The 22,455-nt window shown below is 54.4% G+C and carries 18 protein-coding genes; 5 read left to right on the top strand and 13 right to left on the bottom strand.

What is annotated here, in order from left to right; all coding sequences use genetic code 11:
- Positions 1 to 15: 15 nt before the first annotated feature.
- The 5 genes from HOV93_RS20210 to nhaA all read right to left on the bottom strand — a co-directional run bounded on the left by HOV93_RS20210 (position 16) and on the right by nhaA (position 4,685).
- Positions 16 to 333 (bottom strand): hypothetical protein, encoded by a 318-nt coding sequence (locus tag HOV93_RS20210; protein WP_207398352.1) that lies wholly within the window; start codon positions 331 to 333, stop codon positions 16 to 18.
- A 351-nt stretch (positions 334 to 684) separates the two neighbouring features.
- The gene (locus HOV93_RS20205) at positions 685 to 1,377 is read right to left on the bottom strand and encodes an SGNH/GDSL hydrolase family protein (protein WP_207398351.1); all 693 of its coding nucleotides are present in this window, start codon (positions 1,375 to 1,377) and stop codon (positions 685 to 687) included.
- 98 nt (positions 1,378 to 1,475) lie between these two features.
- Positions 1,476 to 2,258 (bottom strand): site-2 protease family protein, encoded by a 783-nt coding sequence (locus HOV93_RS20200; protein WP_207398350.1) that lies wholly within the window; start codon positions 2,256 to 2,258, stop codon positions 1,476 to 1,478.
- 203 nt (positions 2,259 to 2,461) lie between these two features.
- Positions 2,462 to 3,160, bottom strand: a complete 699-nt coding sequence (locus tag HOV93_RS20195) for a 3-keto-disaccharide hydrolase (RefSeq protein ID WP_235990715.1) — start codon at positions 3,158 to 3,160, stop codon at positions 2,462 to 2,464.
- 124 nt (positions 3,161 to 3,284) lie between these two features.
- Complete coding sequence (gene nhaA / locus HOV93_RS20190) at positions 3,285 to 4,685, bottom strand: Na+/H+ antiporter NhaA (protein ID WP_207398349.1); 1,401 nt, start codon at positions 4,683 to 4,685, stop codon at positions 3,285 to 3,287.
- Between the two features lie 166 nt (positions 4,686 to 4,851).
- Between nhaA and HOV93_RS20185 the strand changes: the two genes are divergently transcribed.
- Complete coding sequence (locus HOV93_RS20185) at positions 4,852 to 6,423, top strand: sialate O-acetylesterase (protein ID WP_207398348.1); 1,572 nt, start codon at positions 4,852 to 4,854, stop codon at positions 6,421 to 6,423.
- 151 nt (positions 6,424 to 6,574) lie between these two features.
- Here HOV93_RS20185 and HOV93_RS20180 read toward each other — a convergent pair whose 3' ends face one another.
- Positions 6,575 to 7,165, bottom strand: coding sequence for a protoglobin family protein (locus HOV93_RS20180; protein WP_207398347.1), 591 nt, complete (start codon positions 7,163 to 7,165; stop codon positions 6,575 to 6,577).
- Positions 7,166 to 7,312: 147 nt separating this feature from the next.
- On the opposite strand from HOV93_RS20180, the gene HOV93_RS20175 reads away from it, so the two are divergent.
- Complete coding sequence (locus HOV93_RS20175) at positions 7,313 to 7,762, top strand: RrF2 family transcriptional regulator (RefSeq protein WP_207398346.1); 450 nt, start codon at positions 7,313 to 7,315, stop codon at positions 7,760 to 7,762.
- 64 nt (positions 7,763 to 7,826) lie between these two features.
- Here the strand turns inward: HOV93_RS20175 and HOV93_RS20170 are convergent, their stop codons facing one another.
- Positions 7,827 to 8,012: a hypothetical protein gene (locus HOV93_RS20170; protein ID WP_207398345.1), complete on the bottom strand. Its 186-nt coding sequence runs from the start codon at positions 8,010 to 8,012 to the stop codon at positions 7,827 to 7,829.
- A 102-nt stretch (positions 8,013 to 8,114) separates the two neighbouring features.
- On the bottom strand, positions 8,115 to 9,107 hold the full coding sequence (locus HOV93_RS20165; protein WP_235990713.1) for a DUF1559 domain-containing protein: 993 nt from the start codon (positions 9,105 to 9,107) through the stop codon (positions 8,115 to 8,117).
- A gap of 725 nt (positions 9,108 to 9,832) precedes the next feature.
- Here HOV93_RS20165 and HOV93_RS20160 point away from each other — a divergent pair.
- Positions 9,833 to 11,227 carry a hypothetical protein gene (locus HOV93_RS20160; RefSeq protein WP_207398343.1) on the top strand — a complete coding sequence of 465 codons (1,395 nt, stop codon included), beginning with the start codon at positions 9,833 to 9,835 and terminating at the stop codon, positions 11,225 to 11,227.
- A 10-nt stretch (positions 11,228 to 11,237) separates the two neighbouring features.
- Here HOV93_RS20160 and HOV93_RS20155 read toward each other — a convergent pair whose 3' ends face one another.
- Positions 11,238 to 12,962 carry a hypothetical protein gene (locus HOV93_RS20155; protein WP_207398342.1) on the bottom strand — a complete coding sequence of 575 codons (1,725 nt, stop codon included), beginning with the start codon at positions 12,960 to 12,962 and terminating at the stop codon, positions 11,238 to 11,240.
- A 314-nt stretch (positions 12,963 to 13,276) separates the two neighbouring features.
- On the opposite strand from HOV93_RS20155, the gene HOV93_RS20150 reads away from it, so the two are divergent.
- Positions 13,277 to 14,926: a M60 family metallopeptidase gene (locus tag HOV93_RS20150; protein WP_207398341.1), complete on the top strand. Its 1,650-nt coding sequence runs from the start codon at positions 13,277 to 13,279 to the stop codon at positions 14,924 to 14,926.
- A 13-nt stretch (positions 14,927 to 14,939) separates the two neighbouring features.
- On the opposite strand, the gene hisB is transcribed toward HOV93_RS20150, so the two are convergent.
- From hisB to rlmKL, 4 genes are all read right to left on the bottom strand, one after another.
- Positions 14,940 to 15,533: an imidazoleglycerol-phosphate dehydratase HisB gene (gene hisB, locus HOV93_RS20145; protein ID WP_207398340.1), complete on the bottom strand. Its 594-nt coding sequence runs from the start codon at positions 15,531 to 15,533 to the stop codon at positions 14,940 to 14,942.
- 21 nt (positions 15,534 to 15,554) lie between these two features.
- On the bottom strand, positions 15,555 to 16,613 hold the full coding sequence (hisC, locus tag HOV93_RS20140) for a histidinol-phosphate transaminase (RefSeq protein WP_207398339.1): 1,059 nt from the start codon (positions 16,611 to 16,613) through the stop codon (positions 15,555 to 15,557).
- Between the two features lie 76 nt (positions 16,614 to 16,689).
- Positions 16,690 to 18,054 carry a histidinol dehydrogenase gene (gene hisD, locus HOV93_RS20135; protein WP_207398338.1) on the bottom strand — a complete coding sequence of 455 codons (1,365 nt, stop codon included), beginning with the start codon at positions 18,052 to 18,054 and terminating at the stop codon, positions 16,690 to 16,692.
- Positions 18,055 to 18,227: 173 nt separating this feature from the next.
- On the bottom strand, positions 18,228 to 20,429 hold the full coding sequence (rlmKL, locus tag HOV93_RS20130) for a bifunctional 23S rRNA (guanine(2069)-N(7))-methyltransferase RlmK/23S rRNA (guanine(2445)-N(2))-methyltransferase RlmL (protein WP_207398337.1): 2,202 nt from the start codon (positions 20,427 to 20,429) through the stop codon (positions 18,228 to 18,230).
- Positions 20,430 to 20,635: 206 nt separating this feature from the next.
- Between rlmKL and HOV93_RS20125 the strand changes: the two genes are divergently transcribed.
- A complete protein-coding gene (locus HOV93_RS20125; RefSeq protein WP_207398336.1) occupies positions 20,636 to 22,372 on the top strand; it encodes a DUF1559 domain-containing protein in 1,737 nt (578 codons plus the stop codon).
- The last annotated feature ends 83 nt before the right edge of the window (positions 22,373 to 22,455 follow it).

Raw genomic sequence — 22,455 nt, 5'->3', positions numbered from 1 at the left:
TCTGCCAAGCGGGCCTTAGGCCTTCTTCTTGGTAGTCTTTCGCTTGACGGTCTTCTTCTTAGCGGCCTTCTTTGGGGCAGCTTTCTTTACGGTCGTCTTTTTGACGGTCGCTTTCTTGACGGTCTTCTTAGCGGCTTTCTTAGGAGCAGCTTTTTTTACCGTGGTCTTCTTGACGGTCTTCTTGGCAGCTTTCTTAGGAGCAGCCTTCTTGACGGTCTTCTTCTTGACCGTTTTCTTGGCAGCCTTTTTAGGCGCGGCTTTCTTCGTAGCTGCCTTCTTGGTTGCAGCTTTCTTAGGTGCCGCCTTCTTCACGGTTTTCTTCTTTGTGGCCACTTAAACGTCCTCCGTAAGATCACGTTGCACTGCATTTGATGATGAAGTCAAGTCGAACCGATCGAACTCTTTCATCGTTCCGTTGCATTGCAACAAACTTAAAAATCTAGCCGGGCGCCCTGTGGGCAGTGCAGCTTCCGATGCAGCCCGGTGCCTTTGATAAGGCCATTCACAAAAGAAGCTGAGGTAAGTTGTACGTATATTCGTTTTTTTTGCAACACGTTTTCCACATCTCAACACGCACATCTTGAAAGTTCTTTGAGAAAAGATGGCGGTCGCGCAGAGAAGAACAACGCGCGCTTCAAATGCTTGCCAAGCACAATCAACACGGCAGCGCAGCGCGACGCGCGCTTAGTACAACGCAACGGTTAGTTGCTCGCCGCGCTGAATTACCGGCTGTTGTTTTGATTGCTTCAGACCAAAGAGAGTGCGCTGATGAGGGCGTGTCATCCAATGCTTTATCTCGTGCATGAATGTCGATCGCACACGCGTGTAATCGAACGATGAATGACCGAGCGAGGCAAGAATAGTGTGCCATACTTCGGGGCGTTTGCGCGGCTTCCAATGAATGGGGTCAAAGCCATACCACTCGGGATTTTGCGGGATAAACGTGATGTCGTCGTCTTGGGCTAGCGCTTGCACACGCACGTTTAATTCTTCAGCACGCTGCTGCACCGTTGTCAGCTCTAGCGTCGAACCAGGGAACATCAGCGACCGCAACGTGCGAAACTTATAGGGCGCTAAAGTTCGAATGCCGGCCAACGGAATTCCTGTAATCGCAATTGGTCCTGCGGTAAGTCGCAAGCGAATTATGCACTGCTCTAACCAAGCAATAATTTGATCGACGGTGCGACTGTAGAGCAGGTCGTTACCGATGTCGGTGATGACGCAACTTGTCTTCGCAGAGTTTGCCCTGCTTTCCAAAGTAGGCCAAAGTTCACTTTCTAAAATTCCTGGAAGTCTTCGAAAAAGAAATTGGGATTGGGTGCCGTAAGAGCGTCCACGACCGATCGCCGCATAGACTTCCAAGGGTTTAGAAATCATGCGAGGCGCAACGCGAAGCAGCACGTCTAAACTCTTCGCTACATTACTTGCGCCTAACACGATCAAACGATGTCGTTCGGCTTGGTCGTTCGTTTCACTTACCAAGGGTTGCCTCCGGTTCGATTAGGTCCGCTCAATTCCTGATAGTTTTGAATCGCCATGAAGGCGAAAAAGATTGCGATGAATTGTCGCTCGTTCTGAAAGCCCAAGATGGCGATCCCGATCGCGCAAATGATGGAAAGGATTAACGAATTACGAATGGCCATTCCGCCGTCAGCCATTTGAAACAGTTCGCGTGAAATCTTGCCTCCATCGAGCGGCCAAATTGGCAGCAAATTGACCAGTCCCCAGAAGATGTTGATGTACAGCAGTTGGCTAATCAGCAGGAGGATGTACTCGTTGGTCAAGTTAGGACCACGAATCATCATGTATCCACTAGGAATCATGGTTTCGCCGAATCTCAGGACTTGAATGGATGCAAGTCCCGTGCCCCAACAGACGGCGATGAGGATGCCGGCCAGAAGAAAGCCAGCCCCGGGACCGGCCAGGCTGATAATGATTTGTGTCCACTTATTGCGTTTGCTGCGGCCAGGGCCGTAATTCGATTGCAGATGCGGGGTATAGATCGCCAGGCCGCCAAACGAATAAAGCACGACACTGGGGGACCAGCCGTACCATCGAATGACCAGCGCGTGTCCCATCTCGTGAACCAAGATCGACACAAACACGGCCACAATCCACAGCAGGACCGTTTTGGGATCGCCTCCGTTGAATCCCATCAACAGTGCGACCAACCAAAACAACGGATGGACGCGGACCGGGACATTCAATAGCGAGAAGTGAAGGTCGTACGGCGTTTGATTCGGCTGGGTCAGGAACATGCGGCGCGGTTTCTTCTTCGCAGGAGGCAATCGGTCATCGCCATTATAGATTCACGCGAAAACGTGCGGCGATGGGGACAATGATGTGGGCATCTTAACGTTTTTCATGGATGCAATTGAATGCTGACCTACAAAAAAAGCCAGGCCGCGAAGTCGTTCGCGGCCTGGCTTGATGATTCATTGCGTCTGAGAAGAAACCGAAACTAGTCTTCCAGTTCCATGATCTTCACATTGCGCCATTTGATCTGTTTGCCGACTTTCTTTTCGTCGCCACCCACACCGTGCACTTGCAGGGCAATGAAACCTTCGGAGGTCATGTCATCGGTCAGGTCCGCAGCCGGAACGTCGTTGATCCATGTCTTGATCGAGTCACCGCGACATTCGATGCGATACTTGTTCCACTCGTTCTGCTTGAACGCCTTTTGGGCTTCTGGCTTGCCTTCCAGGTTGAACAACCAACCGCGTCGGCCTTCGTCGTAGATGCCACCGCTCCAAGCACGCGGAGCAGGATCGATTTCAACCTGATAACCATGCACGCGGCCGGCAGCTACTTTAACTTCTTTGCCTTCGTCGGTCTTATAGGTCTTCGGCTCGTCGTAAACGTTACTGCGGATCTGGATTCCGGAGTTAAGTAGCGGATCGACCAGGTATTCCACTTCCAGAATGAAGTCGCCGTACTTCTTTTCGGTACAGAGGAAGCTGTTGGGGGTCTTGGGGATGGAAGTGCCAATGATCACACCGTCTTCCACGGTGTACTCGGCCTTGCCGCCATTTTGCACCCAGCCATCCAGGTTCTCGCCGTTGAATAGCGGGACGAACTTTTCATCCTTCTCGGCATGTGCAGTACCGGCGGCGAAAAGCATCAGGGTCAGGCAGGGGAGGGTGATCCAAAGTCGGTTCATAAGGGAAATATCCTTGCTAAGCTTGTGGGGGGGCTGTACGTACTAAGGGGATGCTAACGGAATTCAGAATAGTTGAGTTTCTGAGCAATGTCTATCCCTTTGCTATTGGTGCTATTGGGCGATCTCAGAGGTCCGAATCGGTATCTAGGTCGAGACTCTCCTCGACTTCGTTCTTGGGGAGGAAAAGCGAGACCACGATGCATCCACCGATGCCGGCGATGGCCGAGGCAACCAGGATCCCTAGTTTGGCGTCGTCGCGGAATTCTGCCTCGCGTCCGTAGGCTAGGTTGGTAATGAAAAGCGACATCGTGAAACCAATCCCCCCGAGCCAAGTTAATCCATAAAGCATTCCCCATGAAACGCTTCGAGGAAGCTGGGCCCAACCTAGTTTCACAGCGATCCAACAGAACAAGGTCACCCCGACCTGTTTGCCCAACAAGAGCCCTAGCATCACGCCGATGGTGACGTTGTGGGTCAGTTTGCTCGCGATGTCGCCATCGAACGCGATGCCGGCGTTGGCCAATGCAAAGACCGGCATGATGAAGAAGGTGATCCAGTGGTGTAGCGCGTTTTCAAATCGCTTGATTGGCGTTTGCGTCAAGCGGCTAGCCAGTTCGACGTCGGTGATCAGTGAGTGCTTTTCTTTATTCTTCAGAACGTTTTCTTCTTCCTCGCGTTTCTCTTCGATGCGATTGAGCAGCATCCGCGTCGAGATAAGAAACTCGTCCGATTGAAGTCGTGGTCGGGCAGGAATGGTGAGGGCAGCCAATATGCCGGCGATCGTCGGATGGACGCCTGACTTGAGGAAGCAGAACCACAGGAAGATCGAAAGAAAAATATAAGGTGCCGAGCGACGTACGCCGGTGTAATTACAAAGGGCCAACAGTCCGAAAAAGATGCCAGCCAGTCCGAGCATGGGCCACGAGATCGACTCGGTATAGAAAAAGGCGATTACCATCGACGCGCCGATGTCGTCGACAATGGCAAACGCGGTGAGAAACACTTTCGCCGAGAGAGGGACCCGTTTCCCCAGCAGCGAGAGGATGCCCAGGCTGAAAGCAATGTCGGTTGCCATGGGAATGCCCCAGCCATGTTTGCCTTCTCCGCCCCAATTAAGTGCCAGAAAGAATATCGCCGGAACAATCATGCCGCCCAGCGCCGCAACGGCCGGAAGCGTGGCTTCGCGAACCTTAGAGAGTTCTCCGACCAGTAATTCACGCTTGATTTCTAATCCTACGACGAAGAAGAAGATCGCCATGAGTGCATCGTTGATGAAATGATGCACGTCCAATACCAAGTGCGAATTGCCCAGCCCAATGTCGAGCGGGGCGTTCAGGATCTCGTGATAATCATGCGCCCAAGGACTGTTGGCCAGGTACAGTGCGATGACGGTGCAGATCATCAGCAAGACCCCACCCCAAGCCGCGTCGGATATAAGGCCCTCAAGCGGATAGATCAGTCGCCGAATGGGGCGGCTGGTCTTCCACATTAAGTAATAGTCTTGATCCTGTGGATTATCGTCCATGTGACCGACCATTGGGGAATTTTGGCGAGCGATTTAATAGGCTGGGAACATCAACCTAAAGGACTCGTCGGCGGCCAACAACTGGCTGTTTGTCGATTCCGGCTGTGCTATAGTGACCAGTCTTGCCGCTACGACTGTTTCTAATTTCCTACCTGGAGATACCCGCATGAATTTACGTTGGTTGAAAAGTGGCACGCTTGCCACGCTGTTCGCTGTGCTCTTGGTTGGTTCCTTGCAAGCGGAACTGACGATGCCTGCTTTGTTTACCGATCACATGGTGCTGCAGCGTGATAAGCCCATCTTTATTTGGGGCACCGCCGATAAAGGCGCGAAAGTTACCGTCACCCTAGGTGAGCAGAAAACGACCATCACCGCGAACGATATTGGTAAGTGGAAGGCCGAACTCAAGCCGTTGCCCGCTGGTGGTCCGCACGAAGTGGCTGTCCGTAGTGGCGAAGCCGAAAAGGTCATCACCGACGTGCTGGTTGGCGAAGTCTGGGTATGTAGCGGCCAATCGAACATGCAGTGGAATGTGCTGTCGTCGAATGATGCTGACATGGAAAAGCTGACGGCAAAGTACCCGGAAATTCGCCTGATCACTGTTCCACGGATCGGCACGCAAGAGCCCCAAGACGACTTCGATGATAAGTGGCAGCTTTGCACGCCGGAAACCGTTAACGAATTCTCGGCCGTCGGCTATTTCTTTGGTCGCCAAATCCATCAAACGTTGGATGTCCCCGTGGGATTGATCGACAACGCTTGGGGCGGTTCTTCTGCGGAAGCTTGGGTCGAGCGGGACCTGCTTAAGAGCAGTGGCAAGTTCGACGAACTGTTGGCTCGCTGGGAAAAGACTGAAGAGACCTACGACCACGAGAATGCACTCGCTCAATACAAAAAGAACCTGGACGCTTGGAAAGAGAAAGTTGTCCAGGCCAAAAAGGATGGCAAGCCACAGCCTGGCGGCCAACCACGACCTCCGCTTAACCCGCTGACCCGTCAGCATCGTCCGGCAAACCTTTATAACGGGGTGCTGAACCCGATCATCGGTTACGGCGTGCGGGGCGCTATCTGGTACCAAGGTGAATCCAATGCCGGTCGTGCGTATCAATACCGCGACTTGTTTCCACTGTTGATTCAGAACTGGCGCGACAAGTGGGGACAAGAAGACTTCCCTTTCTATTGGGTTCAATTGGCCGACTTCCGGGAAGAACGTGATCAGCCAGACGACAGTGCATGGGCCGAGTTGCGTGAAGCGCAGACGATGACCCTCGATAAGCTTCCTCAAACAGGTCAGGCCGTGATTATCGACCTGGGTGAAGCCGAAGACATCCATCCTAAGAATAAGCAAGACGTGGCCAAACGCCTGGCTCGCTTGGCCCTGGCCAATGATTATGGCTACGACATTGTCAGCCAGAGCCCTCGCTACAAGTCGATGAAGGTCGACGGCAGCGATATCGTGCTCGAACTTGATACCTACGGTAGCCAACTCGATTCGTTCGACACGCGTGCACTCCAGGGCTTCACGATTGCCGGCGAAGATAAGAAGTTCGTCAACGCCAAGGCCGTGATCGTTGATGGAACTCATGTTCGTGTTTCCAGTCCCGAAGTGAAAGCTCCGGTTGCTGTACGTTACGCTTGGGGAGACAACCCCGTGGCTAACCTGCAGAATAAGCAGGGCCTGCCGGTTACCCCGTTTCGTACTGACGACTGGGACGGTGTTACCAAGGACGCGAAGTAACGCCCGATTGCCCTGGCCCACGGCCGGTTGATAGGCGGTGGGCCACCACAAGAAACAAAAAAGGGGTTACCGAACTGGTGTCGGTAACCCCTTTGCATTTGGTGCCCAGGCAATAGCAGGGACGATCTTGTTTCTGCGCGAATTAGCTACTCTAGGTCACGGCTTCGCGAGCTGGCACGTAATGTTTGCTGATCAGGTCGTTCTGCAGCCAGAGCAGTTTATTGAAAGCACGCAGCGTCTTGACTTCCGTTTCCCGGTCTAACCCCAGGCCGGTGATCGTGGCGATTAAAGCGTCGGCAACAAACCCCATCAGGGCATTCATCTGAACCAGCGGCACGTCCAGGTCTTTGCTGCCGGCGGCTGGAGTGTGCATTTTGCCGACCATGTCGAGATACATCAGCATCTTTTCGTCGTACGGCTTAGTGACCAAGGTTTCCAAGTAGCGGGCCAGGTGTTGTTTGCGAAACGTGATCTGTTCGTGATCGATGGAAAGCTCTTCAACTGAAGTGGGGACTTCGCCTGCGTAGCCATGCTGGCGAGGAACAAAGTGTCGCCAGGTTGCATCGTAGGCATGAAGTTTGTCGTAGACGGCGTCGACCAACGACGGAACCAGAGGGGCAAGTGCACCTGCGGCCCCATGGACGGCTTCAATATCGTCTCCGCCAAAGCCCACGAATTCGAGCAAATAGCTGAAACGATAGGCTAAATCGGATTCCAAGCGAGCTTCGTCGATGTGTTTCATCGTTTACCCAATCGAGTATGTGGCGATCTTAAGCTAAACTGAAGAGGCGGACTTAATTCAGGATGACTTGGTCCTGTTTGTTTTAGCAATCTACGATTCGAATAATTCGATGTCAACGTTTCGTTTGGCTTCTCGTGTGGGATATCTATGTTTTCACAAACCGTTGAATACGCGCTGCGAGCTGTTTGTCATCTTGCCTACACGGCTCCGGGAAGTTCCACGACCGAACAGATTGCTAATAGCACCAAGGTCCCCATGGCCTATCTATCGAAAGTGCTGCAGGGGCTCGTGCGTGAAGGGGTTGTTAAGTCGCAACGGGGGGTTGGCGGAGGGATCTCGCTGGTCAAGTCGCCGGAAGAGTTGACGATTCTGGAAGTGGTTAACGCGGTCGACCCGATCGTACGGATCGCGTCGTGTCCGTTGGGCTTGAAGGCGCACGGTAAGAACCTGTGCCCACTGCATCGCCGTCTAGATAATGCGATGGCAGGGGTGGAAGAGGCGTTTCGTGACACGACCTTGGCCGAGGTGATTGCCGAACCAACAACCAGCATACCTCTGTGCGAGTTTCCCGGGGCGCGGCCGACCAGTAAGCAATGAATTGCTTGGCCGCGCATAAAAGAAGCCCGGCGATAATCTGTCGACGGGCCTCTTTTGAGTTGTTCTAGCGAGATTTTTTCGCCGGCTGCCGTTGAGCGGCTTCATCCGCTTCGACCGCTTCAATATGAGCCTTCATAGCCGCTTCTTCTTCTGGCGTAACTTCGGTCACCATCTCGGTCGGAGCGTTTGATCCGCAACCAACCATCGTCCACGAGCCAACCAAAAGCAAAGAGATCTTCAACAGTTTCATCGGACAACACATCTTTCAATCATTGAACGGGGAGGTCCTCCTCGCGGCATCGATACTTCGCGAGGAGGCGAAAGAGTAAGCAGAACTGAATGGCGACTTCGCTTACGGCCATTCAAAGACTTCGTGATCGTTGGACAGAGCCGCACGACGGAAGACTTCTTGATCGACCGTAAAGGGAACCGAGCGAACCGAACCATCGGCTAGGCAGAAGTTGGTAACGCCATTGTGCGACGAGCCATAGTAGGCGTGCCAGGCACCGAACTCTCCGTCGTAGCTCAGATCGTCGTCACCGAAAACCCAAGTTCCCGAATCATCCTGATGCACCGATTTCAAGTCTGGGATTGGAGGTAGACCATATGAAACCGCGTCGTCTTTGTCGTAGAACGCGCCCCAGCGGATCACGCATTGATCCCAACCGGCGTTGACGTATCGCTCGTTGTCGCCGCCTTCGGTGCCATGGGCATCGGGGTGCAGAGCTTTTTCTCCGACCATAATCGTGTTGGACGAACCGTCTTGGATGCGTTCGACAACCATCTTCGTGCCCAGCTTGTTGTTGACGACAACCCCCTTGCTGCCAGGGCTCGTTCCTTTGGTGACTCCATCGTCATGCCATTCACCACCGTTGCCGGCGTAGTCGGTTCGATAGTATCCGCTGTACGCGGTTGGGGCGCGACGTGAAGGGCAGTAAAGTCCGGCTACCGGATTCCGCGCGATGAGGTTCGACGAATTTGCGACATCGTCGGGATCGCCCAAGTCGTGCAGGTTTTGCTGTTCCATGAACGGCATAATGTGGTAAGTCCAGTTCAAGTAGTCCAACTGCTCGGCCGAGCAGCAGTCGCTACCTAACGCAGTCGCACTTGTCTTGTCAGCCCCACCGAAAGGGAGGTGCCCGAAGGTGTCTTGGAAGTTGTGAAATGCAAGTCCGAGTTGCTTAAGATTATTGGTGCATTGCATGCGGCGTGCGGCTTCGCGCGCTTGTTGTACCGCAGGCAGCAAAAGGGCAATCAAGATGCCGATGATGGCGATCACCACCAGCAATTCGACTAGCGTGAAACCGGTTCGAGGGGAAGTTCGCCGTTTAGGGATGTGAGACATGGATTTCATCTATTCCTGTACTTTCGCGATTGCCAGGCCAAGTCGGTGGGACGTCCGTGCTGGCAGGCAAGCCGTTCGATGTAAGAAGCAATACGGCAAATCGCGACCGTGAAACTTGTGCAAGCCAAGCCGCGCTTCTCGAGGTCCGTTCCTCGGAATTGGCTCGCGAAGCAAGGAAGACTAGCGGCGACCCATGAAGGAAAAGTGAAGCCAGTTCGGGTGTGACTGTGAAGACATTTTTGTGTATCAGAAGTAAAAAAAGTTGCCCTGATATCAGGTGGTGAAGCAGGCGAGATTCTCTAGTTTGCGAAAGAGATTTTCTCGGTTGCGTAGCGTGGAAGTTAACTGCAAACGGCAGTGACTAAGGGAGACTGTTTCTCGAAAGTAGAACTTGTTGCGGTAGCATTATCCAGCGAAAGTATGGATTTACTGCCGAGAAAAGACCACGCAAAGGAAGCTTTTAAACAGCCTCGACCCCCACCTCCTGGGATTAGGGGCAGAGGCCAGATCGAGCGGGTAATATTTCGCTAATCTTGGGTTGCGGGTTACCGCTGGTAACAGTGACTTGCGATGGGTTCGGTTACATCCTTGCTAGCAGAAACGTTGCGACTGAGAACACTGGATAAGGTTTACCGATTGGCATGATCAAGAAGTCGGGAAATTCAAGTTTCTCTCGCAAATCTCTCTGTGCAAGCATGGAGAGTCACTGTGGGGGATGCCGAGAAATGACTACAACGGCTGCGTTTGCGCAGCGACGTAGCGAACACCCCGATCGCCCGAATCGAATCAAGGACGAACTCATGGATTGCCGCTCTTGGATGGTGGCGCTGGCTGCCCTAATGGCTCCCGTAGACTGGACTTCATCGAGTCTGGCAGCCGATTGCGCTTGCGCTCCGAAGAATTGCCAATGCGTTAGTCCTTGTTGTCCTTCGCCGTCTCAGCCGAGCCCTTACTATCAAGCGCCCAGCGACGCCGATCCGCAGGCGCCGATGGTACCCATGGACGACATGCCCATGGCGGACGACTTGATGCAGCCGGCCGACAATCTTCCGCCGATGCCGTCGCCGGCGAGCACTTTTGCCACCTCGACCCAGTTTGCTTCCGCATCGGAAGGGGTGGGTTTTCGCGACGCGACCATTGGTGACTTCTTCGGCAGCACAGCACGCATTGCCGGTGCCAGTTATGGCAATACGCTCCCGGAAGAAGGGTTCAATATTGCTGTTGGCGGTGGGGATCGACGCTACAAGATTTCCGAGAATGTGAGCCCGATACCTGTCGATCGCTGGTTCGTGAATTACAACCACTTCAGCTTGCCGGTTCGCAACATCAACCGCGAAGGGGTCGACGTCGATCGCGTCACGCTCGGTTTGGAAAAGACCATCCTCAATGGTTCGTCCTCGATCGAATTCCGTCTGCCTATCGTAGGTGGTCTCGATTCATCTCAGACGTTGGGCGGAGCAGGCGATCAAACGGGTGTCGAATTCGGCAACATCAACTTGGTATTCAAGAGTATCCTGTTGCAGTGCGGAGATCAGTCGGCCTTGACCGCCGGTTTGACGCTAAACTTGCCGACCGCCAAAGATGGCCAATTAATGGATGGCAGCGGCGGCACGATCGCCAGTATCGATAACGAGTCGGTCCACTTGCTCCCCTTCGTTGCATACTATCGTCAACACTCGTCGCGAACCTGGTCGACGGCCATTATGCAGCTCGATTTCGATGTGAACGGAACGACGTTCTTTAGCGATGATGGTGGTGGAAATCGCGTTGATTTCGGTCGCTACCAGGAACAAAACTTCTTGTACCTCGACTACTCGGTGGGGCACTGGTTCTACGAAGATTGCTGTGGAACAAGTTTCATCCGACGAGCAGCAGTCATCGGTGAAATTCACTACTCGACTACCATCAACGATACCGACTTGGCTAACGCCGGCCCAGCGGCTTCCGACGTCGTGACCAACCCATTCAATCGTATCGACGTAGTCAATGCGACGGCGGGTCTGCGGTTTCAGTTGGGCGACAATTACTTGCTGACGGCCGCTGCCGTGGCACCGCTGAAGGATGGCGAGAATCAACTGTTCGACAGCGAAATTGCCATCCTGCTGACGCGTCGTTACTAAACTGCGTCACTTAGAAGAAGCCGCCCCCGCCACCTTGGGAGTCCAACGTTGGCGGGCCTTGGCGATTGGTTTTGAGCGTCTCGAGCGGCGAAGCGTCTTCATCTTCCAGCGACGGCGCACTCAGTCCTTGCTTTGCCAGGTAATTGGCGACCGTGCGCTGCACCTCGCGACTTTGCCGGACAAACACGCCGCGATGGGTGGCATCGGCGAAGTGCTCTTCATTATCCCAGCTTTGCGGGGCGACGACCTGTTTCAAGCGTTCGGCGATGCGGGCTAAGTCTTCTCGCGAGAACTCGCCGACGTGGGACTTCGCTGGGGTATACGACACGACAATGTCGCTTTCGACAGGGCCACGTGATGGTGCGGCGGAGTGGCGGGTGGCAGGGGCTGACATTCGTGGCTGAACGACCCTGGGTGGCGTGGTCATGCTTGCCTTCGGCTTAGCCTTACGAATTTGCTCCAGCAGTTCAGCCACTTTACGATGAACGTCACCAATCTGCGAAACAACTAAGCAGTCGGCGTAAGGGAAGGGAGCGAGTGAGCCTGGACCACCTAGCTCTTCCCACGATTCCGGCTCGACGGTGGTGGTAATCCCCTCAATCAAACGGTCGAACTGTCCTGAAACGGCACGTTTGCTTAAAGGTGTTTCTGTCCCAAGACGATACCGCACCATGTCTTTCACGGGGTAAACATGCGTCCCCAGTTCGCTCTCCGCTTCTTCCGGTGTGGTGACCATCACCACTTCACCGATGGTTACTGTTGTTAGTTCTAACTGCTTGCCGAGAACATCGAGCATGTAATCTAAGCTGGCGTCGTTCAGTTGCATGGTCACCCGTGAATCGGTCGACAGGCCAACGTCTTCGAGTCCTCGGTTGTCAATGTGAATCGGAATACGGCCAAAGTCCGATATGGCCGCCGTCGCACGCTCGAGCGGGGCATCGGTAAGCGTGATGGAGGTGCGGACCAGACGCAGTCGTTTCTCGATTTGCTCGGCCTCTTGAGCATAAGCAGCAATCGAAATCATCGCCGGTAGATTGCTTTGGCGGGGAGACTTCTGCACACGTCGTAAAGCCGCGAACAGTCCCTGGATTCGCCGATGGATTTGATAGGTCTGAGAAATGATCACACCATTTCGCAGTGGTGCGATGCTTCCAGGGCCGCCAAGCTCTTCCCACGACTCTGGCTCGATGCATGTGGTGAGCATTTCGATCAAGATGTCGTAGTTGGGATTGGGATCGTTGAAGATGTCTTCGACTGCGTAAAACTTGGTTCGCAGGTTCGATTCTTCTTCCTCAGGCGTCGTAATGACGATGCTGCCGGTATCCATCACGTAGACCAGATCCAACTCTTTAAGCATCAAGTACAAGAGGGTTTCCGTAGCGATCTCAGGAAGATTGAATGTGACAGGCGTTTCGATACTATGCCCGACATCTTCTAAAGCCCGCTCGTCAATGCGCATCGGAATACCCGTCCTCTGCGTAAACAACTTCGCAACTTGATCCAGCGGCATGTCAACGACCTGCAGTCCCAACCGCGCGGCCTGAACCCGTTTCTCCAACGCCTCGATCTGTTGGTACTCGGCCGAACTGGTCTGGGGTGGATCCAACGCATTCGCGTCCGCGCGCGGAGGGCCGCCGAACTGAGCCAGCGCAGCACTGCTTGGCAATAGACCGATCAGGCAAACAGCCAAAGCGTAACAAGGGAACCATCGTGCAAAGACGGGCGTTGGTGACATTTGACTTTCCATCTTCTTTTAGAAGATTCCGCCTGATTGATTGCGTGTGGGAATGTTGTCAGCCTCAGCGGGATGGCACCGGATGTGACTTGCTCTTCCTCGAGAATCGACCAGAAGCGAAAGGGGTATCGTGTCATCCTAGCCGAGGGGGAGAATTGCGTGCAATGTTTTGGTGCAACGAACTTGTCGGGCGATATGCATGCGATTACTTCGTTTCGCTTGTCAGAATCAAACCGCCAAGCCATAATCATATACGCCCCTCATATAGCTTCTTTTGTGCGGAATAGATATCCCGGGAAATTAAGGCGAGTATTTTGTTGATACACGATTGCTGTCGTATTTGTTTGAAAGGCAAACGCGTTCTGTTGGGTTTGCCGATCATCCTTTTTTTCGTCTCCTTTAGTTTCGCCGCGACTGAGGTGGAAATTGAAAAGGCTATCCAAGGCGAGAAGCTTACCGAGGACGAGTTTGTCTCGGTGAAGAAGGCCGTTGCTAAGGAGGCCCGCTCCGGATTTCGGTCCTCAGGTGCGATGCGGCAACTCATCTCTAAGCTGAAGGAAGTGCCGGCGGTTGAAATCGGTCCGGAGAAAGAGAACCAGTTTCGAGTTCTCGATCATCCCATGAGCGCGTTTCGAATGATCGTCGAAGCGGAACTGGCTGGAAGCGTGCTGCCGCCGGATCAATTGAAGAAGCATCCTTCAGCCGATAACTTTCCGGGAGCCATCCATCGGGCAATCAAGCCGGAGGTGCAGTTTTGTGAGATCGATGCCAATGCTTATCGTTGGCAAAGCACCGGGCTCTACGCGCCTCCGGGCGAAGTCGTTCATGTCATGATTCCGGAAGAGTATGTCGATGCCGGGTGGAAATTGCGTATTGGTGCCAATAGCACAACCATCGACATTCCTCGACACAAGAAGCTGAATCGCTTTCCGAAGATCGATCGTGTCTACGAGCTCAAGAAGCGAACGACTGAGGTGGCTTGTTCCTTTGGTGGTTTGCTGTACATCGAATTGCCCACGCCGAAATCCAAGACATTTCTGACCAAGAATAGCGACATCTACGACCTGGTCGATCACTACGACGCGCCGCCCAAGAGGTTGGTGAAGTTGCGTTTCGCTAACGTGGTGCAAGCTCCTCGCTACGTGCATGGCGAAACCAACGTGCAAGAGTGGCGAGCCGCCGTACGCAGCTATCCGGCCCCTTACGCAGAGATCGGCAGTGACAAGGTGATCTTCACGTTGCCATCGAAGTTTATCCGTCGTCTAGACACGCCGGACCTGGCGATGGAAAAGTGGGATGCGTTGATTGACGCCATGAGCGAGCTTTCTGGCCGTCCAGAAACAAAGCCCTTTCCGCATCGCTTTTTGATCGATGCCCATGTGAATTGGGGCGCGGCCTTTGCTGGATATCCGATCAACGCCCCGCACGGTTGGGCCGAAGCTATCGTTCGCGGTGAACCGGAGTGGGGTCATGCCCACGAACTGGGACATCTACATCAGCACCGTGCATGGACTTATCAACGAACGGGTGAAGTAACTGTGAATATCTTTGCAGCGTATGCGCTCGAAAAAATTAACGGACGCCCTCACCAACGAGCCACTCGCGAAGCGGTAATCGAAAACGCCCAACGCTACCTAAGCCGCCCTATCGAAGAGCGGAATTGGATGACGGTCAACGGCGCGCTCTTCGAACGCCTGGCTTTCTACACGATGCTTTCCCACGAGTTCGGTTGGGAGCCGTTTAAGCAGGTTTATCGCGAGTACCGTCAACTGCCGCTTGACGAGCATCCTAAGTCAGATGTCGACCGAGCCAGCGATTTTCTCGTCCGTATGTCCCGTGCGACCAATCATAACTTGGGGCCTTACTTCACCGAGTGGGGCGTGCAGGTCAACGATGCGGCCCTAGATGAAGTGAAGCCGCTTCCGACGTGGGATTCGCCGATGATGAAAGAGGCGAGAAAGTGAAGCTAACTGCAACCTACGAGTTCAGTGTTCCCTTGGTGCTCGGCACGCCGGGACTGCGCGGGTCCAATTCCACGGCCATGCGTAGGCTTCGCGCGGCGCACTTAAAGATCGCCTCGCTGATATGGTGATTGTTGCGACCATAGTGGATGTTCACGTGGAAGTTGCACAAGGCGTTAGCGGCTAGTGCCTGCCAGAAATCTTCGACCAGTTCGGTATCGAACTCGCCGATCTTTTCGGTCGTGAACGGGGCATTGAAGACCAGGTAATACCGCCCGCTAAGGTCCCACACGGTGCTGCACAAGGTCTCTTCCATCGGCAGCGTGAAGTGGCCGTAACGGCGGATTCCCTTCTTGTCACCGATCGCCTCGCGAATGGCCTGGCCGATGCAAATTCCGGTGTCTTCCACTGTGTGATGCTGATCGACGTGCAGGTCGCCGTCGACCTCGACATTCAAGTCGAAACAACCATGCCGCGTGAATAGCTGCAACATGTGATCGAAGAACCCCACGCCGGTGCTTCCTGAGAAGTTGCCAGAGCCATCGAGGTTCAGCTCGAGCTTGATCTTCGTTTCGGTCGTGTCGCGTTCGATTTTAGCGGTGCGGGTCATGGGCGAGCGATTGTGCGGGTTCTAGGAATTCTGCTGAAAGTATTGCTCGATCAAGTCCAAGCATACGTCGTTTTGGCCATCGGTGCCGACCGAGATCCGAATGCCTTCGGTAATTCCCGGGTACTGCATGTATCTGATCAGAACGTGGTTCTGCTTGAGGAATTCGTAAATCGGTTTGAGTTTAACGCCTGGCTGCGTCGCCCAAACGAAGTTTGCCTGCGAATCTGGGACGGTAAAGCCCATCTTACGCAGCCGCTGGGTCAGGTTGCCCCTGGTGAGGACGATCTTTGCTTTGTTTTCGGCAACCCACTTCTGATCGTCGATTGCGGCCAATGCACCGGCCAGTGAAAGAGCATCGCAGTTATAGCTGTCTTTGACCTTCATCAACTGCTCGATGATTTGCGGCTGGGCAACCAGAAATCCAAACCGAAGGCCAGCCAACGCGTACGACTTGCTGAGTGTCCGCGAGACCATGATCTTCTCGTTCTCTTTTACGAGATCGATGCAGTTGTCGTCGGCGAAATCGGCATACGCTTCGTCGATCAACAAGGGGCAGGGGAGCGAGTCCGCGATCGCTCGCAGTTGAGCCTTGGGCACGACGGTGCCGCTGGGACTGTTGGGATTGGGCAGAAACGTCAGCTTCAGATGATTGCTGGAAGTACCGAACGACTCTGGCAGCGTCCAGTCATCGTTGAACGGAATTTCTTCGCTGTCGGCTCCTTGGATATCGGCCAGAGTCTTGTAGAGGATGTAGCTGGGCGTCGGCAGCCGCAGCCACTCGCCATCGCCGACGAAGGCCCGGGTCAGGATGGTCAGAATATCGTCGCTGCCGTTTCCGCAGAGGATCCAATCGGGCTCGACCCCCAGCACTTCCGCTGCGCGAATACGAAATGCCGTCCCGGTTGGGTCGGGATATTTCTCCAGGCCCTGGTCCAAACGCTGGCGGATTGCCTGGGCAACCTTCGGCGAGGCAGGGTAGGGGTTCTCGTTGGTGTTCAGCTTAATGAACTTCCCGCCTTGCGGTTGTTCGCCTGGCTTATAACCAGCGATCGCTTCAATCTCAGGACGAAAGTAGCCCATGGTGTTCCTGCAAATTTGGTTGGGGAGATGAACCGCGGATTACACGGTTGCCCCTCTTCGTAGTTTTTGATTTATCTTAATTGTCTTCGGTACGAATCGTAACGCTTCGCTTGTGAGCGGTCAGGCCTTCTTTGTCGGCTAGCGTGGTGACTAGCGGGGCGATCGATTTTAGTCCGTCTGCCGTGAAGTGAATCACGCTGCGGGAGCGAAGGAAGTCGTTGGCCGATAGCCCGCTTGCCCAGTGGGCCGTGGCACCGGTCGGTAGCACATGCGACGGACCAGCAGCATAATCCCCCACCGCTACCGGAGTGTAATTGCCGAGGAAAGTCGCTCCTGCGGTGAGGATCTTTTCAGCCGTCGCTTCGCTATCGGTTGTCGTGATGTGCAAGTGCTCGGGGGCCAGGTCGGTGGCGATACGGCACGCCTCGTCTTCATTCTTGGTGAGGATAGCGGCACCGAAGTCGATTAAGCTTTGAACCGTCAAATCGCAACGATCCAGAACGGCGACTTGTTTTTCCAGTTCGGTCAAAGCGTCGTCAATGAGCGTCTCGTCCCAACTAATCAGGACGCTGCTACCAGGAGAATGTTCGGCCTGGGCCAGCATGTCTGCGGCGATGTACTGCGGCTTGGCGGTCGTATCGGCCACAACGACCACTTCGCTCGGTCCGGCAATCGAGTCGATATCGACTTCCCCGAAGACATGTTTTTTGGCGAGTGCAACAAACAAGTTGCCAGGGCCGACAATCTTCTGCACTTTAGGAATGCCTTCGACGCCGTATGCCAGCGCTGCCACCCCTTGGGCACCACCGACACGGTAAACTTCCTTCACGCCCAACTCGACGCAGGTCGCAAGCAGATCCAAGTTGTACGAACCAAACGGTGTTGGCGGAGCGATCACGGCCAATTCTTCCACGCCGGCGGCAAGAGCCGGAACGGCCGTCATGAGGACGGTCGACGGATACGCAGCCGCACCGCCTGGGACGCAGATGCCCACACGCTTCAACGGGGCGTAACGATGTCGTAGCTTTCCGCCATGTTCGAGCGGAACCTCGATGTCTTTATGGAGGATGGCCGTTTGAAAGCGGAGGATGTTTTCGCGAATGTCGCGGATCGTTTGTAGGAACGCTGGATCGGCGGCTTCGTGAGCCAGACGCAGCTCTTCGTCGGAGACGCGAATGGTGGAAGCATACAACTGCTTACCATCCAGCTTTTTGCCGTAGTCGAGCACGGCTGCTAGTCCGCGGCTTTCGACGTCGGAGCAGATCTTTTGCACCACTTGCAGCGGGCTCAGTGGCTCGCCGAATACTTCCATCGTCCGCTTGCGACCCGCTTCGCTGACGAGGTCACCCTTAGGGCTTAGCTTGTCGCGTACCTGTTGCAGTTGAGCTTCGACGTCATCGTGCCGGGTATCAATCCGGGCGATTTTCGACTTCAGATCCATTTCAGCTTTCTGGGGGTTCGATAGCAAACGATCTCAGTACTGGGAGAACCTACTATTTTGCTGCACGCGGCACTCAGAGGAAAGGGGCGAACTTCGGTTGATCTCTGATTCAGGGAAGGGGGCTAACCACGAATCTCACGCATGAACATAGATAGGAGTAGAGACAAAGGGAATTATCCGTGGCCTTCTGTGATATCATTGGAAGCTTTCCCTGTCTTTCGCACCATTTTCCAGCAGCGGTGGATGCGCTGGTTACGAAAGTCCTCTGGCACGGTGTGTTTCGAAATTTCCCGAATTTGCACGTTCTCTAATGCCTCTTCGTTCAGCTTGAAGCGACGGAAGTTGTTGGAGAAATAGAGGACGCCTCCTTCGCTTAACAGGTTCAGCGTCAGCCCGATCAGTTCGACGTGATCGTCTTGGACGTCCCATACGTCGTCGGTTCGTTTGCTGTTAGAAAACGTCGGCACATCGACAATCGCCAGATCAAATTTGGGCTCCGGTCGTTGGTTGCGGAGGTAATCCATCACATCGCTGCGGATGAAATGGTGCTTGGAGATCGACAGTCCGTTGAGCTGGAAGTTTCTTCCGGCCCAGTCTAGGTAGTTGGCGTTCAGGTCGACACTGGTTGTCGAAGTCGCTCCGCCTGCGGCCGCATAAACGCTGAACGCACCTGTGTAGCAAAACAAGTTTAGTACCCGCTTGCCGCTGGCTTCGTCACGGAATTGACTTCGCAGGTTGCGATGATCGAGGAACAGCCCTGTATCAACGTAGTCGGAAAGGTTGGCCTCGAACTTCAGGCCTCCTTCTTCAACGACCACAATCTTCGACTCTTCAGCAACTTTCTCGTGCTGCGTGTTGCCAGACTGCCGCGTGCGATGCTTGACAAAGACGTGCCCCTCAGGGATCTCAAGCACTTCACGAGCTGCTTCGGCCATGTGGTCGAGCCAGTCGGCATATTGCGCTGGCGTGCGATCGTGCGGTCGGTCGTAGTCGGTGATGTGCAGGTAATCATGGTAGAGGTCGATCACCAGCGGGATTTCGGGAATATCACGCTCGTATAAGCGGTAACAATGAATCCCCTTCTTGGGCCAGCGGCGAAGATGGCGAGCCCGTTTAGAGAGCCGGTTCTTTAGCAGTTGAGCCTGCTCTTTGGCTTTGTCGTCTAGTCCACCAAATGCTGGTGTGAAGCTGCGCCGGGGCTGTTGTTCCGCGGACTCCGGCGCCGACTCGTCATTCGCCTTTGGGGGCGGAGGCCCATGATATTGATAGTAGTGACATTCCGTCCGGCCGTTGTACATCTTGCGGCGTTTGGTCGCTTCCTGCCCGATGGCTCGTTCAAACTCGGGAAACGCCGTCAGGATGAAGTGCGACCAGGTAGGCAACTGCCGCAGCACACCGGGGAAGCTGCAATGAAACTCCCATTGCTCGCGTCGGGCACGCGAGTGGTCGTCGTACGGGGTGCTGGTGATCAGGCAACCATACTTGCGTTTGCTGGTTAGTTCGGCGAACGATTGCCGCTGGAAGTGAATGTTGTGGTCGACGCCTGCATCGATCGCTTGCTGCCGGGCCAGGCGGAGGGCGGAGCCGTCTTCGTCGTATCCGATGATCGACTCTGGCAGCGTCTCGAGGACCTGGGCTCTGGCTTCTTCCAGCAAATCGAGCCAGGCTTCCTGGTCGACTGCCGGCCAATCGACCAGGGCGAAGTCTCTCAGCAGGCCCGGCACCATCTTTCGACCGATCATCGCCGCTTCGATCAGCACAACGCCACTTCCGCAGAACGGATCGACCAGGGGGCGATCGGGGTTCCAGTGACTGAGCTGAACCAACGCCGCGGCTAGCGTTGTTTTCATCGGCGAGTGCCGCTCGGCGTCTAAATATCCGCGACGCGCGAGACCTGCCCCCGAGGTGTCGATGGTGAGGGTGGCGATATCTTTCGCGATGGCGACTTCTACGGTGTAGGTCGCGCCCGATTCCGGAAGTTTCTCGCCGTGGGCTGATTGAAGCCGCTCGACGATGGCCCGCTTGGTGGCTCTTTGCACGGCCGGAACGCTGGTAAGCTGCGACTGGTAGCTGCGGCCTTTGACCGGGAAAGCTCCCTCGGCGTCGATAAATGCTTCCCACGGAAGCTCTTTGACACCATCGAACAGGGCATCGAAATCGCCGGCCGGAATCTGGGCAACTTCAATCAACACACGATCGGCCGTCCGCAGATGCAGGTTGGCCTTCATCGCGTCGTTATAGTTGCCGGCGAAACGCACGCGACCGGAGCCGAGGATCTCGGTTTTATAGCCGAGCGTTTGCAGTTCGCGGGCCGTGACGGCTTCAATGCCGAACGCAGTCGAGGCCAGCAGATTGAGGGGATTCGAGGAATTCACGCGCGGAAACTACCTAGCAAAGTTCATGGAATTCTTCATCGTACGTGCCAGGGTGAGAAAGGCATAGTGCGTCTGAGTAAGACGGCGACCGTAAAAACTTCATCAAAAAGCGCTCGAAGCCCCTGCTGGAACGGTATATAAATTCATTCTTGTGGAGTGAATCTTTTTCTATTGGCAGGCATGGCAAACGCGGAGGCGAGTAATCCATGAGACATCTACCGAGTGCCCTTTTTATTGGCTTTTTGGCGGCGACAATGGCGTTTCCTCCGCAGTTGTTGATGGCCCAGGAAGCCGCTGCTCCGGCTGTCGAGGATCAATTGCCAGGCTTGAATTACGTGCCTGAGAACGCTGTCGGCGTCGGTTTCGTGCAAGCCGATCGCTTTCTGACCAATCCCATGGTGCAGGCCTATCCGGTCGAAGTTGCGGAAGCATGCGGAAAGAAGTACTTGGGCTTCAATCCGATGAAGATCACATCGATTTCGTTTGTGATCACGCCACCCTCGCCAGACTTTCCGTCTCCTGACATGTTTGCGGTCATCAAGACCTCGGAAACGCTGAGCAAGGAAACGTTCTTTGCGGGGATCGAAAGTCTAGTCGATGGCATGGCCGAAGACGAAGATATTGAGGATGCTTTTCCCGAACTCAATGGCAAAGCATTCTACACCGATGCCTATCAAGTGGATTACGTGGCTGCCCACATGCTGGACGAGCATACATTCATGCTCGGTTCGCTGGGGCTAATGGGCGAAGTCGTCGCTAACGGGCCCAATGCCAAGCTGACCAAACCGGCTGAAACTCTGGCCGCAGCCAATGATGGGGCCGATGGTTATCTTGCGTTCAATATGGCCCCGGTTCGCGATCAACTTAACGGGATGTTGTCTCAGCAACAGATTCCGCCGCCGTTCACCATGTATAAGCAGGTTCCCAACTACACCGAATCGGTCACGCTGAGCTGCCACTGCACCGAGAAGATGGCCGCGACGCTCAAAATTAACGGCGTCGACGAAGCCGCTACCGGTCGATTAGACGATATGATCCGCTTTGCCCTCGATATGGGAAAGCAAACCATGCTGTCGGAAGCCGACAAGCTTGTGAACAGTGAAGACGAAATCGAAGCCGCTATGGGACGCTATCAGATTCGCGTATCGGAAAGCATGCTCGATGCGTTGCGACCAAAGAAGGAAGGCACGTCCCTCGTATTAAGCTTTGAGAGAAGTGACGAAAGTATCGTCGGGGCGAATATCGCTGTGATTGGTATTCTTGTCGCGCTGCTCTTGCCGGCCGTTCAGCAAGCACGCTCGGCCGCGCGTCGCATGCAGTCGAGCAACAACCTGAAGCAAATTGGGTTGGCGATGCATAACTTTCACGACGTGTACCGTGGCCTTCCGGCCCAAGCAAAAACGGATGCCGAGGGAAAGCCACTTCTGTCGTGGCGGGTGATGATTTTGCCGTTCATTGAGCAATCCGCAATGTTCGACCAGTTTCATATGGATGAACCATGGGACAGCGAACACAACAAGCAGTTCATCAAACACATGCCGGAAACCTATCGCCGCCCTAACAGCACGGCCCCGGAAGGGTACACGACCTATTTGGTTCCTGTCGGGAAGAATACGATATTCGAAGCAAAATCGCAGCCGACATCGGAAGGTCAGAAGATTACAAAGGGGGCAGGATTCCGCGATATCACCGACGGGCTGTCCAACACGGCGATGTGTGTGGAAGTCAACGATGATGCCGCCGTTATCTGGACCAAGCCGAGTGATCTGGAAGTTGACCTGATGAACGTCTTAAAGGGACTCGGCAATGCCCAACCGAATGGATTCAACTGTCTCTTCGGTGACGGAAGCGTACGGTTCATCAGCGAAAACGTAGACACCAATAACCTTAAAAATATCTTCCAACGTAATGATGGAAATGTCTTACAAATCCCGCGTGACTAAGCTTTGGGATTAAATTCGTCCAGCGTCCTAGGCATGTGTAAAGCCTCTCTGCAAAATGTAGGGAGGCTTTTATTTTCCCACCA

Source organism: Bremerella alba (assembly GCF_013618625.1).
Lineage (GTDB): Bacteria > Planctomycetota > Planctomycetia > Pirellulales > Pirellulaceae > Bremerella > Bremerella alba.
Note: the sequence above shows the minus strand (reverse complement) of the source record. Positions and strands in the feature narration are given on the sequence as shown.